This window comes from Aeromicrobium sp. SP1, assembly GCF_055663785.1.
Genome location: NZ_JBQVVK010000001.1, coordinates 2106994 through 2122260, shown reverse-complemented (window position 1 = coordinate 2122260; position 15267 = coordinate 2106994). Strand labels below are relative to the sequence as shown.

The following is a 15267-nucleotide window of genomic DNA, read 5'->3' as shown; positions in this document are numbered from 1 at the left end:
CATGAGCGCGTTCGACTACGACGTCGTCATCGTCGGTTCGGGGTTCGGCGGCAGCGTCTCGGCGCTGCGGCTGACGGAGAAGGGCTACAAGGTCCTCGTGATCGAGGCCGGCCGGCGCTTCCGGGACGAGGAGTTCGCGAAGAACTCCTGGCACCTCAAGGAGTACCTGTGGGCGCCGCGGCTGGGTTGCTTCGGCATCCAGCGGATCAACCTGCTGCGCAACTCGCTCGTCCTGGCCGGGGCGGGCGTCGGCGGCGGGTCGCTCGTGTATGCCAACACGCTCTACGAACCGCTTGACCCGTTCTACGAGGACGCGGCCTGGAGCCACATCACCGACTGGAAGAGCGAGCTCGCGCCGTTCTACGACCAGGCGAAGCGGATGCTCGGCGTCAACCAGGTCACGCGGATGAGCCCGGCGGACACGGTCATGAAGGCGACCGCCGATCGGCTCGGGTACGGCGACACGTTCCACTTCGCCCCCGTCGGCGTGCTGTTCGGCGACGAGGAGGGCAAGGACGTCGCGGATCCGTACTTCGGCGGCGTGGGCCCGGCCCGGCGCACGTGCCTGAACTGCGGTGAGTGCATGTCGGGCTGTCGCCACAACGCCAAGAACACGCTCGTCAAGAACTACCTGTACCTCGCGGAGCAGGCCGGTGCCGAGGTCCGACCGCTGACCACCGTCGTCGACGTGCGGCCCGCCGACGGCGGCTACGAGGTGCACACGCGCGGCACGCGCAAGCGTCGCCAGAAGTCGGTGATCCGCGCCGAGCAGGTGATCTTCTCGGCCGCGTCGCTCGGCACGCAGCAGCTGCTGCACCGACTGCGTGACTCCGGCAGCCTGCCGCAGATCTCCGACCGGCTCGGACTGTTGACCCGCACGAACTCCGAGGCGCTCATGGGTGCCGTCGCGATGCACCGCGAGGTCGACTACACGCAGGGCGTCGCGATCTCGTCGTCGATCCACCCGAACGACACGACGCACATCGAGCCGGTCCGCTACGGCAAGGGCTCGAACGCGATGATGCTCGTGCAGATGGTGCTGTCCACCGACGGCAGTGGGCAGGGCAAGCCGAGCCTGCTGACCGTCGGCAAGAACATCGTCAAGATCGTGCCGCGGCTGCCGAAGCTGTACGACGCGTTCCACTGGTCCGAGCGCACCGTCATCGCGCTCGTCATGCAGGCGCGCGACAACTCGATCACGACCTACACGAAGCGCCGGCTGTTCGGCGGTCGCAAGATGACCACGAAGCAGGGCACGGGCGAGCCGAACCCGACCTACATCCCCGAGGCGCACCGCGCGGTCACCGAGATGGCCGACTACATGGACGGCGTCGCCGGCGGCATCGTCACCGAGCCGATCGGCATCCCGATGACGGCGCACTTCATCGGTGGCTGCGCGATCGGCGACTCGGCCTCGACCGGCGTGATCGACCCGTACCAGCGGCTGTACGGCCACGCGGGCCTGCACGTCGTCGACGGCTCGGCCATCACCGCGAACCTGGGCGTCAATCCGTCGCTCACGATCACCGCCCAGGCCGAGCGGGCGATGGCGATGTGGCCCAACCGCGGCGAGCGCGACGAGCGCCCGGCCCTCGGTGCCGCCTACCGTCGCGTCGACCCGGTCATGCCCAAGAACCCCGTCGTCCCCGAGAGCGCCCCGGCCGCCTACCGGCTCCCGATCGTCGCCGTCTCCTGACGGCCCGCGGGGTCCCGGTTTACCACGGTCCCTCGGTTTCCTGTCTCCTCCCTCGGTTTGCTTACCGAGGGAGGAAGGGGCATGCCGAGGTGCGTGGAGTTCAGCCGAGCGCGATGTGCGTGGCGTTGCCCGCATAGAGCCGGCGCGAGGTCTCGAGCGCCTGCTTCAGCCCCGCCGCCCACGCCCCGACACCGGCCGGCGCCAGATCGGGCCACATCCAGCGCGTCACGCCGTACCCGCGGGATCGGAGGTCGTCCTCGCGCAGCTTCTCGTCGACGATCGCCCGGTGCGCATCGTGTCCGCCGGGAATGCGGCCGTACTTCATCGCGCCGTCGAACTCGCCGATGTGCCGGAAGAACTCCCAGAGGAAGTCCACCCGCGCCAGCCGCCGCCCGAAGTCGTCGAAGAACTCGCGCTGGAGGTCGGGCCGAGGGACCCCGTGACGCCACATCGCGTAGAGCGACCGCACCTCGCCAACGCTCTCGGCGCGACCGTCGGCGAGTCGGACCGCCAACCGCGCGCGCTGCGCGCCCTGCCAGTGCGCGTGCCGCTCGCCCTCGACGGCCAATTCCTCGTCCGTGGCGAGGCCGAGTCGCAAGGCAGACGACGCGGTCACCATCGCGCTCTCGGTGGAGGCGGAGGCCGCCACCTCGAGGACCGTCCTGGCCGCGCGGACGACGGGCACGCCGTCGACCGCGACGATGTCCTCCGGCCCGATGGATCCCTCGTGGTGGACGATCCCTGCTTCGCGTCGGCCTTGGTTGTCGTCGACCCGGGTCACATGGATCTCGTCGAGCGCGCTGCCGTAGACGTCGAGGCCGAGGGCCACCGCTGCGGTCTGGTGGGAGGCCACGGCGCCGCCGCCCAGCCGGTCGAGCACCGATCGCGCGATGACGAGGTGCCTCTGCTCGGGAGTCGACGCCCCGAATGCCACGGCGTCGACGTAGGTTCCGTGCCTGACGCGGGCCAGCAGGCCGGCTCTCACGAGTCGTGCGATCCATTGGTCGGTGAGGCCCATCGAGAGCAGGTCGCGGCGCAGCAGGTAGCCGCCGTTGAGGACGATGGCCGCACGAATTTCGTCTTCCATGGCCCGAGGGTCGGTCTCTGGGTTGCCCGTCGAGAAGGGGGCAGTCACGACCTGTGGGTGGCGGTGTGTGACGAGCCATGCCTGTGGATCGCCCGTCCCCCGTGGGCATCCCCTGTCCTCCCTCGGTAAGCAAACCGAGGGAGGACGCAAGCAACCAAGGGACCGTGGTAAACCGATCAGCCGCGGTCGGGCCGGAAGACGCCGGCCGGGGTGAGGACGAGGTCGACGGGGTGGTCGTGGGGCTCGTGGGGGACGTCGGGCAGCAGTTCGTCGGCGAACACGACCGCGCAGACCACTCCGTCGTAGGTGGCCAGGGCCCGGTCGTAGTAGCCCGCGCCGCGTCCCAGCCGGTTGCCGTGGTGGTCGACCGCGAGCGCCGGGACGATGGCGACGTCGCACGACGCGAGTGCGTCGGAGCCGAGCCGCGGACCACCCGGTTCGGGCACGCCGAGGTCGCTCGTGACGGGCTCATGGGTGCTGTGCTCGACCCAGTCCAGGGTCCGATCGGGGTTGCTGACGGGGAGGAGTACGGACACCCCTCGCCCCACCAGAAACTCCAGTAACGGGGCCGTCCCGGGTTCGGAGGGCATCGAGAGGAAGGCGGCGACGCGTCGGGCCTGGACGAGGACCGCCAGGCTCGAGGCGTGCAGCGCCAGCGCCCGCGATGCCTCCTCGCGTTCGAGGGAAGAACGCTGTCGCCGTTGCGTGATCAGCGCCTCGCGGACAGATTGCTTGCCCTGCTCCACGTCCGTCGACATGCCGCTAGCCTAGGGCGGGTGTTGGGACTGGAGGCCGCTCAGGCGAAGATGCGCGCGGACGGATTGCCGCAGCAGGCGATCGACGTCTTCACCGCGTTCTACCACCAGCTCGAGCACGGCGCCTCCGGCCTGATCGCCGAGTCCGACGTCGAGCCGCTGACCGACATCCCCAGCATCGAGGCGCTCGACTACGACGAGGAGGCGCTGCGCTGCGCCGCCGCCAAGACGGTCGTCATCAAGCTCAACGGCGGGCTGGGCACGACGATGGGCATGCAGCAGGCCAAGTCGCTGCTGCCCATCAAGCACCGACTCAGCTTCCTGGACCTCATCGTCGACCAGGTGTGGCACGTGCGGACGACGTTGGGCGTCGAGCTGCCGCTGCTGTTCATGAACAGCTTCCGGACCCGCGGCGACACCCTCGACGTGCTGTCGCACTATCCCGAGCTGAAGGTCGACAACATCCCGCTGGACTTCCTGCAGCACCGCGAGCCGAAGCTGACCTTCGACACCCTCGAGCCCGTCGAGTGGCCCCAGAACCCCTCGCTCGAGTGGTGCCCGCCCGGCCACGCCGACCTCTACACGGCGCTCGACGCGTCCGGCGTCCTCGACCAGCTGATCGCCGCGGGCTACCAGTACGCCTCGATCTCCAACGCCGACAACCTCGGGGCCACGCCCGACCCCGCGATGATGGCGTGGTTCGCCGAGACGGGCGCCCCCTACGCCGCCGAGGTGTGCCGGCGCACGCCGGCCGACGTCAAGGGCGGCCATCTCGTCGTGCGCCGCTCCGACGGCCGCAAGATCCTGCGCGAGACGGCGCAGACCGCGGAGGAGGACGCCGCGACGGCGGCCGACCTCCGGGTGCACCGCTTCTTCCACACGAACAACCTGTGGTTCGACCTGCATGCCCTGCGCGCCGAGCTCGACCGCGTGTCCGGCGTGCTCGACCTGCCGCTCATCCGCAACGTCAAGACCGTCGATCCCAGCGACCCGACCAGCACGAAGGTGGTCCAGATCGAGTCGGCGATGGGCGCGGCGATCTCGGTGTTCGAGGGCGCCGAGGCGATCGAGGTCGACCGGGCCCGGTTCCTGCCGGTCAAGACCACGAACGACCTGTTGCTGCTGCGGTCGGACGTCTACGACGTCGGCCCGGACTACCAGATGCGCTCCCGCCTCGACGACGTCCCGGCCGTCGACCTCGATCCCCAGTACTTCAAGGCGATCGCCGACTTCGACAAGCGGCTGCCCTTCCCGGTGTCCCTCGTCTACGCCTCCTCGTTCACCGTGCGCGGCGACTGGAGCTTCGGCGAGGGCGTCGTGGTGCGTGGTGACGTCGTCCTCGAGGACGAGGGCGTGCCGCGCCACGTCGACTCGGGAACGGTCCTGTCGGGGATCTGAGGGTGTTCGGCGGTTAGGCTGGCAGGCATGTCGTCCGGACAACTGCCCCCGCGGACGCGTCCGGTCAGCGTGGCTCCCGGTCGCCAGACCGTCGAGGACCACCTCGAGACGATCCTGCGCGGAGTCGGACCGCTCGCCGCCTACGACCAGCCGGTCGTGGAGTCGCTCGGCCTGACCCTGCACGAGGACGTCCTGAGCGATCAGGACCTTCCGCGCTTCTCGGCCGCCGCCGTCGACGGATATGCCGTCAGCGCCGCGGACGTCGTGGCCGCCCGTCCGGGTGCGCCCGTCGAGCTGCCCGTCGTCGCCGAGATCGTGCCCGGACTGGGCAAGCCCTTCGCCATCAGCGGCGGCTCCTGCGTGCGCATCCAGGCCGGTGCGCCGCTGCCGCGCGGTGCCGATGCGGTCGTGCCCCAGGAGGCCACCGACCGCGGCCGCTCACGCGTCGCGATCGGCCGTGCGGTGCTCGCGGGCTCCGGTGTGCGGCACGCGGCAGAGGACCTCTCCCGCGGCGCGGTCGCGCTGCCCGAGGGAGCCGTGCTGGGCCCGCGCGAGATCGGTCTGCTGGCGGCGATCGGACGCGATCGTGTCCGGGCTCGCCCGCGCCCGCGGGTCGTGCTGCTGTCGACGGGTGCCGAGCTGCGGGAACCGGGCGCGCACCTCGATGTCGACTCGGTCCACGACGCGAACTCCTCGATGCTGGCCGCTGCCGTGCGCTCGCTCGGCGCGATCGCGTATCGCGTCGGCGTCGTCGACGACGATCCCGCACGCTTCAAGCGGGTCCTGTCCGACCAGCTCGTGCGCGCCGACCTCGTCGTCACGACCGGCGGTATCACCGGTGACGAGCGCGCCCTGGTGAAGAAGACCCTGACCGAGGTCGGCGAGGTGACGTTCTCCGAGGTCGCGATCGCTCCCGGGACCACCCACGGGTTCGGCCGGGTCTTCGACGAGCAGACTCCCGTCGTCACGCTGCCGGGTGAGCCCGTCGCCGCGTACATCGGGTTCGAGGTCTTCGTGGTGCCGGCCATTCGGCGCATGCTCGGTCGCACGCCGTACCGCCGGCCCCAGGTCCATGCCGTACTCGCCGAGGACCTCACGTCCGACACGGGCGTGCGCGAGTACCGCCTCGCCTTCTTCGAGGTCACCCACCGCGGTGCGAAGGTCACGCCCCTGCCGCGGACCGGGCCGCACCTGGTCGGCGCGCTGGCGAAGGCCAACGCGCTCATCGTGGTGGGCGAGGACGAGAGCGCCCTGCACCTCGGCGACACCGTCCGCACGCTCGTGCTGGACCGCAACTTCTGATGGCCCGCGGGTGGCCGGCGACGGCGTCGGAGGGCCTGATCGGCATCCGACCGCTGTCGCGCCGCGACGCCGGCACATGGGCCCGGCTGCGCACCGAGAACCTCGAGTGGCTGTCGCCGTGGGAGGCGACGTTGCCGCCGGGCGAGGGCGGACTGCCCGAGTCGTACGGCGCGACGATCGCGAACCTGCGGCGGCGCGCTCGCGAGGGCTCGGCGATGCCGTTCGTCGTGACGTGGGCCGGTGACATGGTCGGGCAGGTGACCGTCAACGGGATCACGCGGGGCTCGGCGCTGTGGGGCAGCATCGGCTACTGGGTCGCCCGCAGCCATGCCGGCCGTGGCATCACCCCGACCGCCGTCGCGCTGGCGACCGACCACCTCTTCACGAAGGCCGGGCTGCACCGCGTCGAGATCTCGATCCGGCCGGAGAACACGGCGAGCCTGCGGGTCGTCGACAAGCTCGGCTTCACCGAGATCGGGCTCGCGCCGCGCTACCTGCACATCGCGGGGGACTGGCGCGACCATCGCGTCTTCCAACTGCTGCGCGACGACGTGCCGAACGGCGTGCTGCAACGGATCAGGCCGGACCGCACGACGCGGTGAGGCGGTGGGGACGCCAGTGAACTCTGGTGCGACACACCGCTGCGGTCCCACGGATGGGGACGCTCACGACCTACGGTTTCAAGCGTGGAGGGATCCAGCGGACTGATCGTCGCATTCGTCGTCGCCTTGTGGGCGGCGTACTTCGTGCCGCTCGTCCTGCGTCGTTACGACGAGGCGGGCAAGAACTCGTCGTTGGACCACGACAGCCCCAGCCGGCGAGTCGTGGAACCGCGACGCACCGTCACCGCCGACCAGCGCGCACACGCCGCCGAGTCGCGCTCCGACGCCCCCGCGCGCACCGTGGTCGAGGCCGCCGCTCCACGCATCGAGACTTCCCCCCGTGTCGACCGGACTTCTCCGGCGGTCGACACGCAGCGTCCGCGCGTCACGCGCGAAACCGCCCGCATCGCGGCCCGACGTCGGCGCAACGTGCTGCTGACCCTCGTGGGCGTACTGGCGGTCCTGTCCGGCCTGGCGATCGCGAAGGTCGTCCCGGTCTGGTCGCCGGCGATCGGTGTCGCGCTGATCGCCGGGTGGCTCGTGCTCTGCCGCGTCATGGTGCGTGGCGAGCGCGGCATCTCCGGCACGGGCCAGCACCGTGTCATGAACTCCCTCACCTGGGTCGGCCGGTCCCTCAAGGTCGCCCCGAAGATCCTCGCCCGCTTCGTCGGCTGGCTGCTCGGCCGGGTCGGCAGTGCCGCTCCATCCGCGCGTGCGGTCGGCTCGGCCGCGGACGAGGAGATGACGGTCGTGGTCTCCGGTCAGGTCGAGGACCACGACCCGCAGCGCCGCAACGTCATGGAGACCGACGCGCCCCTGGGCGCCGACGCTCTCGACGAGCAGCTGCAGATCGCGGTGCCCAGCGTCTCGGCCCACAACGGCGAGCCGCTGTGGGACCCGCTGCCGGTCACGGTCCCGACGTACGTGACCAAGCCCCGCGCCGGCCGCACGGTCCGCACGATCGAGTTCGGCCAGCCCGGCGCCTGGACCTCGGGCCACGTCGAGGGTGAGCAGACCGAACTGCCCATCGACGCCCGCGGCGACGACGAGACCGGCACCGAGCGGCGCGCGGTGGGTCACTGAGCACGACACCCGCGGTGTGGGCTCCTGCCGAGGCTTTGGTAGTCTGGACCACGCACTTGGGGCATTGGCGCAGTTGGTAGCGCGCTTCGTTCGCATCGAAGAGGTCAGGAGTTCGAATCTCCTATGCTCCACCCGTGAAGGGCCCGCTCCGGCGGGCCCTTCGTCATTGCCGGGTCGCCCGGATGGGGCGGGTCCACGCCCCTATGCTCGTCGGGTGGGCACCCAGTCGGCCGCGCCGCGGCCCCTCTTCGTGCGCCCGGGGGTGCTCGCGCTCGTGGTGCTCGGAGGTGCGCTCGGCACGACCCTGCGGGCACTGATCGAGGACGCCGTGCACGCCGGGAGCGGCGACTGGCCGTGGGCGACCTTCGGGATCAACGTGGGCGGCTCGTTCCTGCTGGGTGCGCTCCTCGCGGTCCTGACGTCGCTCGGACCGGACGAGGGTCGACGGCGGCTGGCGCGGGTCGCGCTCGGGACGGGCGTGCTCGGCGGGTTCACGACGTACAGCACGTTCATCGTCGAGGTCGACCAGTTGCTGCGGGACGGCTTCGTCGCGACCGGTGCCGCCTACGCGGTCGTCAGCGTCGTCCTCGGCGTCGTCGCGGCGTTCCTCGGCATCCTGGTCGCCGGATCGGGCCAGCCGCGCCCCATCGACCCGGACGCGGCCGACGGGGCGGGCGCATGATCGCCCTCGTCGCGCTCGCCGGTGGGCTCGGCGCGGCGCTGCGGTTCGTCGTCGACGGGCTCGTGACCCGGGCGACTCGGTCCTCCGTCCCGTTGGGGACGCTGCTGGTCAACGTGACGGGCTCGTTCTGCCTCGGGCTCGTGGTCGCCCTCGTCGCGGGCCATCCCTCGTACGAGGACGTCAGGGCCGTGATCGGCACGGGACTGCTCGGCGGCTACACGACCTTCTCCGCCGCGAGCGTCGAAGCGGTCAACCTCGCCCGCGCGGACGGCTCCCGGGCGACGTTCGTCGCCGCGGCCCACGCCACCGCGATGCTCCTGCTCAGCCTCGGTGCCGCCGCCCTCGGCCTGTGGGTGGGGTGACGGCCACGCGCCTCAGAGCACGAGCTCGGCCATGAGCCGAAGCGTGGCCTCGTCGCCGGTGACCGTGAGGGTCGTGACGGGGGACTCGTGCCATGCGGCGAGGTCGTCGCGGATCTTCTCCTTCGGGCCGATGAGGCACAGCTTCTCGACGAGGTCGAGCGGGACCGCGGCAATCGCCTCGTCCTTGCGGCCGGCGAGGTAGAGGTCCTGGATCTTCGTGCAGACCTCCTCGTAGCCGAGCCGGGCGACGGCGTCGAAGTGGAAGTTCGCGCCCTTCGCGCCCATGCCGCCCACGTACAGCGCGATGAACGGACGCACGAAGTTCGCGAGTGCCTCGAGGTCGTCGCCGACCAGCACGTACACGGGGCAGACCACCTCGAAGTCCTCCTTCGGGCTGCGGTCGGCCGAACGCTTCGCGAAGCCCTCGGCCAGGGCCGTGTCGGAGAACTCGCGATCGTGCGGCGAGTACAGGAACGGCAGCCACCCGTCGGCGATCTCGGCGGCCAGGGCGATGTTCTTGGGGCCCTCGGCAGCGAGCAGGATCGGGATCTCGGGACGAGCCGGGTGCAGCGTCGACTTGAGCGGCTTGCCCAGGCCCGTCGACGGCAGGCCGTACCTGTCGACGTAGGGGATCTGGAACTGGGCGCCCTCGTGCGTCACGATCTGCCGCGTCGTGGTCTGGCGCAGGATGTCGACGTACTCACGGGTGCGGGCGAGCGGGCGGGGGTACGGCTGGCCGTACCAGCCCTCGACGACCTGCGGTCCCGAGACGCCGATACCCAGCAGGACGCGCCCGCCGGAGAGGTGGTCGAGCGTCATGGCGGCCATCGCCGTCGCGGTTGGGGTGCGGGCCGACATCTGGATGATCGCGGTGCCCAGCTTGAGTCGGCTCGTCGCGGAGCCGAGCCACGCGAGCGGCGTCAGCGCGTCGGAGCCGTAGGCCTCGGCGGTCCACACCGAGTCGTAGCCGAGCTCCTCGGCGAGGGCGATCTGCGCGGCCTGCCCGGGCGGCTGGCCCTTGCCCCAGTAGCCGAGTCCGAGTCCGAGCTTCATGGTGCACCTCCGTCGTGCGGGCGGCCCTCGCCCTGTCGGGAGTCACGTTGCCACATCCGGTGGCACGGTCCCAGTGCCGGGTCAGCGACGCAGGGCCCGGCGTCGCACCACCAGGACGACCCCCGCGACGGCCGCGAGCGGCAGCAGCCACGGCGTGAGCACGCCGGCGACCGTGACCGCGACGTTCGCGGTGGCGACGAGGGCGTTCCAGCCCTGCGTGAGCCCGCCGGTGAAGCCCGACGGCTCGACCGCCTGGGCGGCCTCGTGCTCCGAGATCGAGACCGTGATGGTCGCGAGCGACGTCTGGTCGTGCAGGACGCGCCGCTGCGCCTGCAGCGACTCCAGCTCGCCCTGGCGCTGCGACAGCTGCGCCTCGGCGTCGAGCAGGTCCTTCGTCGTGCCGGAGTCCGCGATGATCGCGCGCAGGCGACGGATCGAGGCCTCCAGCGAGTCGATGCGCGCCTCCACGTCGGCGACCTGCGTCGCGACGTCCGCGCGCTGCACGTCGACCGAGACGAGGGTGCCGAGCTCACCGAGTTGCGTGCGCAGTGCATCGACCTCGTCGCCGGGAACACGCACCGTGACGTCCGCCCGAGCCGCGTCGTCCTCGCCCGACACGTTCTCGGCGTCGATGCGGCCGCCGTGGGCGGTCGTCCACGTCCGGAGCGCGTCGACGGCCGACGGCGTGTCGTCGACCTCGAGCACGACCGAGCCGGTCGTGATCACGGTGTCGGTGAAGGGCTCCTCGGAGCCCGTGTCGCCGCCCGAGGCCGCGTCCTCGCGCAGCATCGCGTCTCCGCCGGGCTCGCTCGCGAGGGACCTGCCGGCCGAGCTGTCCGCGGCGCTGCCGGCGGAGCTGTCGTCGCCGCCGGTGGGCCGGAGGGCGCCGGCCAGGCCGATCCCGCCGATCACGACGACCGCGGCGGCCACGGCCCCGCCCATCACGAGACGGCCGCGCCGCAGGCGTCGCCGGGACGCCTGCTGCACGTCTGCCGCGATCGTGTCCATGACGTGCGTGCGCATCCGGTCGACGCGCTCCGGCTCCAGCACCGGCATCCGAGGTTCGGTCATGTCAGTTCTCCTCCTCGCGCAGATCGCTGCGCAACCGCGAACGCAGGCGGGAGACCCGGTTGCGCACCGCCCCGTGGGTGACGCCCAGCTCGGCCGCCGCCTGCTCATAGGTCAGGTCGCCGTCGACGCACAGCTCGAAGAGCCGACGGTCGGTGGGGGAGAGGCGATCGATCGCGGAGCCGATCGCGGCCGACACCGCGGCGGCGTCGACCTGCTGCTCGGGACCGTCGTGCGGATCGACCGGCTCGTGCTCGAGCGGCACGGACCTGAGCCGGGCCCGCTTGCGGCCGGCGTTCAGGGCCGTGAACCGTGCCGTGACCAGCAGCCACGGCAGCGCCGAGCGGTCGACGATCGTCAGGTCGGCCAGCCGGCGCCACGCGGTGACGAACGTGTCCTGCGTGACGTCCTCCGCCTCGGCCCGGTCGCGGACGACCTGGTACGCCTGCCAGTACACGGCATCGACGTGCCGGTCGAACAGGTCGCGGAACGCCCACGTGTCACCACTGCGGGCACGCCCGACTAGTGCGGTGTCATCCGCCTCGGCCGACGTGCCGTCTGGCTGGGCCATCGTCTCGATCCTCGCCTCCACGACCTGTCATGTCGTGACTGCCCGGATCGTCTCAGATCCAGCGGTCGAACCACATCCGGCTGTGCCACTCGTCGTAGCTGATGACCGAATTCGTCCAGATCGGGTGGAAGTAGACGAACAGCGCCACGACGAGGGCCAGGTACAGGCCGACGCCGGTCCACCACACCCGGCTCGGCAGGCGACGGCGCCAGGCGTTCAGCACGAGGCACAGCGCCACGATGATGAACGGCAGGATCGTCACGGCGTAGAACGTGAAGATCGGCCGACCGCCGGAGAAGAACCACGGGATCCAGGTCGCGCCGACGGCCACGAGCGGCAGGCTCCAACGCCACGTGGGCTTGCGGATCCACGCGATCAGTGCCGTGAACAGGCCCAGGGTGCCGACCCACCAGACGGCGGGGTTGCCGACCGTCAGGACCTGGCTGACGCACTTGGAGCCCTCGGGGGCGCCGCACAGCGTGGGCGCCATGTCGAAGTTCGAGGCGACGTTCGTGGGGCGCCACTGGACCAGCCAGCCGATCGGATCGGACTGGTAGGGGTGCGTCTTGGTCGCCATGTACTCGCCGGTGTGGAAGCGCCACGTCATGCCGTGGAAGTGCCACATCGACCGGAAGGCGTCGATGACGCCGCCGAACGGTCCGCCGGTCGGGTGGTCGACGTAGTCGCCCCACGGCGGGTTGCCCTCGCCGTAGCCGTGGCCGAAGCGGGCCTCGAAGACCTGGTGGTGGATGAGCCAGCTGGTCCACGTGAACACGTAGACCACGAGGCACACCACGACGAGCCAGAAGAACGCCGGGACGCCGACCCGCAGGGTGGTGCCGATCGCGGTGCGCCACGTGCCGAGCCCGTACGCCTTGTAGCGGGCCCACAGCTCCCAGCCGACGATCGTGGCGCCGAACGCGGCGAGCACGAACACGCCGCTCCACTTCGTCGCGCAGGCCAGGCCGAAGCAGACGCCCGCGGCGAGCTGCCACGGCCGCCAGAGCCGGAAGCGACCGTCGATCGCGAGCTTCTCGGTGAGCCAGTCGCGATCGGCCGCGAGGCACGCGACGGCGCACACGATCCAGAACGCCAGGAAGATGTCGAGCAGGGCGATGCGCGACATCGTCAGGTGCAGGCCGTCCAGGGTGAGCAGCAGTCCGCCGATGCAGCCCAGCACAACCGAGCCGGTCAGTCGCAGGATGAGCCGCGCGAGCACGAGCACGGTGAGCGAGCCGACGACGACGGCCGCGAACCGCCAGCCCAGCGGCGTGAGCCCGTAGATGGCCTCGCCGATGCCGATCAGCCACTTGCCGCCGTCGGGATGGACGATCCACGTCGGGTCCTTCGTGAACACGTCGAGGTCGCCGCGGATGATCCGCTCGTTGGCGTCCTCGACGGCGTCGCGGGCGTAGCCCCAGTGGATGAGCCCCCACGCGTCCTTGGCGTAGTAGGTCTCGTCGAAGGTGAGCGCCTTCGGGCTCCAGACCCGCCACACCCTCAGGACGAACGCCAATATCGTCACGGCGATGGGTCCGATCCAGCCCCAGGCCCTGAGGCTGATCCTGTCCAGCGCGGTCCCGTCCATCAGAGTCACCCGGCCACCCTAGCCATCCGTGGAACCGAAGGGGAGTGGGTTCCGAACTCGCAGTTACTCCACCGGCATCGGCGCGCGCGACGCGCGTGGCAGGATCGAGGGGTGCTGATCCTCGCCGCCACGCCGATCGGGCAGGTCTCCGATGCGTCCGGGCGGCTCGCGAGCGCGCTGGCGACGGCCGACGTCGTCGCGGCGGAGGACACGCGCCGACTGCGCCGGCTCACCGCCGATCTCGGGATCGAGGTGACCGCCCGTGTCGTCTCGTACTTCGAGGGCAACGAGGAGCAGCGCACCGACGACCTGATGCAGGACCTGCGGGAGGGTCGCACCGTCGTGCTGGTGACCGACGCCGGCATGCCGAGCGTCTCCGACCCCGGCTACCGGATCGTCGCGGCGGCCGTCGCCGAGGACCTCCCGGTCACCGCGATCCCCGGACCCTCGGCGGTCCTGACGGCGCTCGCGGTCTCTGGACTGCCGGTCGACCGGTTCTGCTTCGAGGGCTTCCCACCGCGCAAGCCCGGCGAGCGGGCGCGCACGTTCGCCGCGCTGGCCGACGAACCGCGCACGCTCGTGTTCTTCGAGTCACCGCACCGCACCGCCGCGACCCTCGCCGCGATGGCGCAGGCGTTCGGCGACGACCGGCGCGCCGCCGTGTGCCGCGAGCTGACCAAGACCCACGAGGAGGTCGCCCGCGGCACGCTGGCCGACCTCGCGGCGTGGGCGGGCGACGGCGAGCGGGTCCGCGGCGAGATCACGATCGTGGTCTCCGGCGCCGCGCCGGCGACCGTGGCGGACCTCGACGAGGCCGATCTGGCCGGACTCGTCGACGAGGCCACTGCGGACGGTCTGAGCCGCAAGGACGCGATCGCGGACGTCGCGCGACGCACCGGAATCCCGCGCAAGGTGGTCTATGCTGCCGCCCACGCCATCACGAAGGAGAAACGATGACCGAGCCGTTGAAGTTGGGCTACAAGGCCTCCGCCGAGCAGTTCGGACCGCGCGACCTGGTCGAGTACGCGGTCGCCGCCGAGCAGCACGGCATGGAGTCGGTCACGGTCTCGGACCACTTCCAGCCGTGGCGGCACACCGGCGGGCACGCGCCGTTTTCGGTCGCGTGGATGACCGCGGTCGGCGAGCGCACGCACTCGGTGCTGATCGGCACCTCCGTGATGACGCCGACGTTCCGGTACAACCCGGCGGTGATCGCCCAGGCCTTCGCGACGATGGGCTGCCTGTACCCGGGCCGGATCATGCTCGGTGTCGGCACGGGAGAGGCGCTGAACGAGATCGCGACCGGTTTCGCCGGGGCGGGCGAGCAGAACTGGCCCGCGTTCAAGGAGCGGTTCGCGCGGCTGCGCGAGTCGGTGCGGCTCATGCGCGAGCTGTGGACGTCGGAGCGGGTCTCGTTCGAGGGTGACTACTACTCGACCCACGAGGCCTCGATCTACGACCGTCCCGACGTGCCGATCCCGGTGTACATCGCCGCGGGCGGCCCCGTCGTCGCGAAGTACGCGGGCCGAGCCGGTGACGGATCGATCTGCACGTCCGGCAAGGGTGCCGAGCTGTACGTCGACAAGCTGCTCCCGGCGTTCGCCGAGGGCGAGCGGGCCGCCGGCAAGGAGCCCGGCTCGGGGGACCGCATGATCGAGATCAAGCTCTCCTACGACACCGACCCCGAGCTGGCGCTGGAGAACACCCGGTTCTGGTCGCCGCTGTCGCTGTCGGCCGAGCAGAAGCACTCGATCACCGACCCGGTCGAGATGGAGGCCGCCGCCGACGCGCTGCCGATCGAGACGATCGCGAAGCGCTGGATCGTCGGCTCCGATCCCGACGAGGTCGCCGAGCAGATCGGCCAGTACATCGACTGGGGCTTCAACCACCTCGTGTTCCACGCCCCCGGCAACGACCAGCTGCGCTTCCTCGAGCTGTTCGAGCGCGACCTCGCCCCCCGGCTGCGGAGCCGCTGACGGTTTACCACGGTCCCTTGGTTGATTGGTTCCTCCCTCGGGAA

The 15267-nt window shown here is 71.1% G+C and carries 15 protein-coding genes and 1 tRNA gene; 10 read left to right on the top strand and 6 right to left on the bottom strand.

Going from position 1 to position 15267, the window contains the following annotated elements; translation table 11 throughout:
• Position 1: 1 nt before the first annotated feature.
• Positions 2–1696, top strand: coding sequence for a GMC oxidoreductase (locus tag ACT26F_RS10425; protein WP_471670461.1), 1695 nt, complete (start codon positions 2–4; stop codon positions 1694–1696).
• Positions 1697–1796: 100 nt separating this feature from the next.
• Here the strand turns inward: ACT26F_RS10425 and ACT26F_RS10420 are convergent, their stop codons facing one another.
• Together ACT26F_RS10420 and ACT26F_RS10415 are read right to left on the bottom strand one after the other, a co-directional pair.
• Positions 1797–2783 carry a type IV toxin-antitoxin system AbiEi family antitoxin domain-containing protein gene (locus ACT26F_RS10420; protein WP_471670460.1) on the bottom strand — a complete coding sequence of 329 codons (987 nt, stop codon included), beginning with the start codon at positions 2781–2783 and terminating at the stop codon, positions 1797–1799.
• A 176-nt stretch (positions 2784–2959) separates the two neighbouring features.
• Entirely contained in the window at positions 2960–3541 is a 582-nt protein-coding gene (locus tag ACT26F_RS10415) for a 5-formyltetrahydrofolate cyclo-ligase (RefSeq protein WP_471670459.1), read from the bottom strand.
• Positions 3542–3589: 48 nt separating this feature from the next.
• Between ACT26F_RS10415 and ACT26F_RS10410 the strand changes: the two genes are divergently transcribed.
• The 7 genes from ACT26F_RS10410 (at position 3590) to ACT26F_RS10380 (ending at position 8967) form a co-directional block, all read left to right on the top strand.
• A complete protein-coding gene (locus tag ACT26F_RS10410) occupies positions 3590–4936 on the top strand; it encodes a UTP--glucose-1-phosphate uridylyltransferase (RefSeq protein ID WP_471671679.1) in 1347 nt (448 codons plus the stop codon).
• Positions 4937–4963: 27 nt separating this feature from the next.
• Complete coding sequence (locus ACT26F_RS10405) at positions 4964–6238, top strand: molybdopterin molybdotransferase MoeA (protein ID WP_471670458.1); 1275 nt, start codon at positions 4964–4966, stop codon at positions 6236–6238.
• Positions 6238–6840 (top strand): GNAT family N-acetyltransferase, encoded by a 603-nt coding sequence (locus tag ACT26F_RS10400; RefSeq protein ID WP_471670457.1) that lies wholly within the window; start codon positions 6238–6240, stop codon positions 6838–6840. The genes ACT26F_RS10405 and ACT26F_RS10400 overlap by 1 nt, the downstream gene beginning before the upstream one ends.
• Before the next feature lie 84 nt (positions 6841–6924).
• Positions 6925–7923, top strand: coding sequence for a divisome protein SepX/GlpR (gene sepX / locus ACT26F_RS10395; protein ID WP_471670456.1), 999 nt, complete (start codon positions 6925–6927; stop codon positions 7921–7923).
• A gap of 58 nt (positions 7924–7981) precedes the next feature.
• A tRNA-Ala gene (locus ACT26F_RS10390) sits at positions 7982–8054 on the top strand.
• 83 nt (positions 8055–8137) lie between these two features.
• Entirely contained in the window at positions 8138–8605 is a 468-nt protein-coding gene (locus ACT26F_RS10385; RefSeq protein WP_471670455.1) for a fluoride efflux transporter FluC, read from the top strand.
• Positions 8602–8967: a fluoride efflux transporter FluC gene (locus ACT26F_RS10380; protein WP_471670454.1), complete on the top strand. Its 366-nt coding sequence runs from the start codon at positions 8602–8604 to the stop codon at positions 8965–8967. The genes ACT26F_RS10385 and ACT26F_RS10380 overlap by 4 nt, the downstream gene beginning before the upstream one ends.
• A 12-nt stretch (positions 8968–8979) precedes the next feature.
• On the opposite strand, the gene ACT26F_RS10375 is transcribed toward ACT26F_RS10380, so the two are convergent.
• The 4 genes from ACT26F_RS10375 to ACT26F_RS10360 all read right to left on the bottom strand — a co-directional run bounded on the left by ACT26F_RS10375 (position 8980) and on the right by ACT26F_RS10360 (position 13247).
• Positions 8980–10020: an LLM class F420-dependent oxidoreductase gene (locus ACT26F_RS10375; protein WP_471670453.1), complete on the bottom strand. Its 1041-nt coding sequence runs from the start codon at positions 10018–10020 to the stop codon at positions 8980–8982.
• Positions 10021–10101: 81 nt separating this feature from the next.
• Complete coding sequence (locus tag ACT26F_RS10370; RefSeq protein WP_471670452.1) at positions 10102–11091, bottom strand: DUF4349 domain-containing protein; 990 nt, start codon at positions 11089–11091, stop codon at positions 10102–10104.
• Between the two features lies 1 nt (position 11092).
• A complete protein-coding gene (locus ACT26F_RS10365) occupies positions 11093–11659 on the bottom strand; it encodes an RNA polymerase sigma factor (protein WP_471670451.1) in 567 nt (188 codons plus the stop codon).
• A 52-nt stretch (positions 11660–11711) separates the two neighbouring features.
• Positions 11712–13247 carry a dolichyl-phosphate-mannose--protein mannosyltransferase gene (locus ACT26F_RS10360; protein ID WP_471671678.1) on the bottom strand — a complete coding sequence of 512 codons (1536 nt, stop codon included), beginning with the start codon at positions 13245–13247 and terminating at the stop codon, positions 11712–11714.
• Between the two features lie 111 nt (positions 13248–13358).
• Here ACT26F_RS10360 and rsmI point away from each other — a divergent pair, with 111 nt between their 5' ends.
• On the top strand, positions 13359–14204 hold the full coding sequence (rsmI, locus tag ACT26F_RS10355) for a 16S rRNA (cytidine(1402)-2'-O)-methyltransferase (RefSeq protein ID WP_471670450.1): 846 nt from the start codon (positions 13359–13361) through the stop codon (positions 14202–14204).
• Positions 14201–15223: a glucose-6-phosphate dehydrogenase (coenzyme-F420) gene (gene fgd / locus ACT26F_RS10350; RefSeq protein WP_471670449.1), complete on the top strand. Its 1023-nt coding sequence runs from the start codon at positions 14201–14203 to the stop codon at positions 15221–15223. Before rsmI ends, fgd begins: the two co-directional genes overlap by 4 nt.
• Positions 15224–15267 lie beyond the last annotated feature (44 nt).